Here is a 2,747-nt window from a genome sequence, read left to right on the forward strand (position 1 = left end):
GGGAACTGAAACATCTAAGTACCTGGAGGAAGAGAAAGCAATTGCGATTCCCTGAGTAGCGGCGAGCGAAACGGGATGTAGCCCAAACCAAGAGGCTTGCCTCTTGGGGTTGTAGGACACTCTATACGGAGTTACAAAGGAATGAAGTAGACGAAGAAGTCTGGAAAGGCTCGTCAAAGAAGGTAACAACCCTGTAGTTGAAACTTCATTCCCTCTTGAGTGGATCCTGAGTACGGCGGGACACGTGAAATCCCGTCGGAAGCTGGGAGGACCATCTCCCAAGGCTAAATACTCCCTAGTGACCGATAGTGAACCAGTACCGTGAGGGAAAGGTGAAAAGCACCCCGGAAGGGGAGTGAAATAGAACCTGAAACCGTGTGCCTACAAGTAGTCAGAGCCCGTTAACGGGTGATGGCGTGCCTTTTGTAGAATGAACCGGCGAGTTACGATCCCATGCAAGGTTAAGTCGATGAGACGGAGCCGCAGCGAAAGCGAGTCTGAATAGGGCGAATTGAGTATGTGGTCGTAGACCCGAAACCAGGTGATCTACCCATGTCCAGGATGAAGTTCAGGTAACACTGAATGGAGGTCCGAACCCACGCACGTTGAAAAGTGCGGGGATGAGGTGTGGGTAGCGGAGAAATTCCAATCGAACTTGGAGATAGCTGGTTCTCTCCGAAATAGCTTTAGGGCTAGCCTCATGTGTAAGAGTCTTGGAGGTAGAGCACTGTTTGGACTAGGGGCCCTCATCGGGTTACCGAATTCAGACAAACTCCGAATGCCAAAGACTTATCCATGGGAGTCAGACTGCGAGTGATAAGATCCGTAGTCGAAAGGGAAACAGCCCAGACCACCAGCTAAGGTCCCAAAGTATACGTTAAGTGGAAAAGGATGTGGAGTTGCTTAGACAACCAGGATGTTGGCTTAGAAGCAGCCACCATTTAAAGAGTGCGTAATAGCTCACTGGTCGAGTGACTCTGCGCCGAAAATGTACCGGGGCTAAACGTATCACCGAAGCTGTGGATTGACACCTCTAGGTGTCAGTGGTAGGAGAGCGTTCTAAGGACTGCGAAGCTAGACCGTAAGGACTGGTGGAGTGCTTAGAAGTGAGAATGCCGGTATGAGTAGCGAAAGATGGGTGAGAATCCCATCCACCGAATGCCTAAGGTTTCCTGAGGAAGGCTCGTCCGCTCAGGGTTAGTCGGGACCTAAGTCGAGGCCGATAGGCGTAGACGATGGACAACAGGTTGATATTCCTGTACCACCTCTTTTCCGTTTGAGCAATGGGGGGACGCAGGAGGATAGGGTAAGCGCACTGCTGGATATGTGCGTCTAAGCAGTTAGGCTGATGATGAGGCAAATCCCATCATCGTGAAGGCTGAGCTGTGATAGCGAGCGAATTATAGTAGCGAAGTTCCTGATTCCACACTGCCAAGAAAAGCCTCTAGCGAGGAAAAAGGTGCCCGTACCGCAAACCGACACAGGTAGGCGAGGAGAGAATCCTAAGGTGAGCGAGAGAACTCTCGTTAAGGAACTCGGCAAAATGACCCCGTAACTTCGGGAGAAGGGGTGCTCTGGTAGGGTGCAAGCCCGAGAGAGCCGCAGTGAATAGGCCCAGGCGACTGTTTAGCAAAAACACAGGTCTCTGCGAAGCCGTAAGGCGAAGTATAGGGGCTGACGCCTGCCCGGTGCTGGAAGGTTAAGAGGAGTGCTTAGCGCAAGCGAAGGTGCGAATCGAAGCCCCAGTAAACGGCGGCCGTAACTATAACGGTCCTAAGGTAGCGAAATTCCTTGTCGGGTAAGTTCCGACCCGCACGAAAGGCGTAACGATCTGGGCACTGTCTCAACGAGAGACTCGGTGAAATTATAGTACCTGTGAAGATGCAGGTTACCCGCGACAGGACGGAAAGACCCCGTGGAGCTTTACTGTAGCCTGATATTGAATTTTGGTACAGCTTGTACAGGATAGGTAGGAGCCTTGGAAGCCGGAGCGCCAGCTTCGGTGGAGGCATCGGTGGGATACTACCCTGGCTGTATTGAAATTCTAACCCGCGCCCCTTATCGGGGTGGGAGACAGTGTCAGGTGGGCAGTTTGACTGGGGCGGTCGCCTCCTAAAGAGTAACGGAGGCGCCCAAAGGTTCCCTCAGAATGGTTGGAAATCATTCGCAGAGTGTAAAGGCACAAGGGAGCTTGACTGCGAGACCTACAAGTCGAGCAGGGACGAAAGTCGGGCTTAGTGATCCGGTGGTTCCGCATGGAAGGGCCATCGCTCAACGGATAAAAGCTACCCCGGGGATAACAGGCTTATCTCCCCCAAGAGTCCACATCGACGGGGAGGTTTGGCACCTCGATGTCGGCTCATCGCATCCTGGGGCTGTAGTCGGTCCCAAGGGTTGGGCTGTTCGCCCATTAAAGCGGTACGCGAGCTGGGTTCAGAACGTCGTGAGACAGTTCGGTCCCTATCCGTCGTGGGCGCAGGAAATTTGAGAGGAGCTGTCCTTAGTACGAGAGGACCGGGATGGACGCACCGCTGGTGTACCAGTTGTCTTGCCAAAGGCATCGCTGGGTAGCTATGTGCGGAAGGGATAAGTGCTGAAAGCATCTAAGCATGAAGCCCCCCTCGAGATGAGATTTCCCATCACGTAAGTGAGTAAGATCCCTAGAAGATGACTAGGTAGATAGGTCAGAGATGGAAGCATGGCGACATGTGGAGTTGACTGATACTAATCGATCGAGGACTTAACCA

Annotated in this window: 1 rRNA gene; it reads left to right on the forward strand. The window is 52.7% G+C overall.

The features are described from left to right. Positions 1 to 2,747, forward strand: a 23S ribosomal RNA gene (locus TV75_RS20870); the annotation flags it as partial.

This window comes from Rossellomorea aquimaris (assembly GCF_000935355.1).
Lineage (GTDB): Bacteria > Bacillota > Bacilli > Bacillales > Bacillaceae_B > Rossellomorea > Rossellomorea aquimaris_B.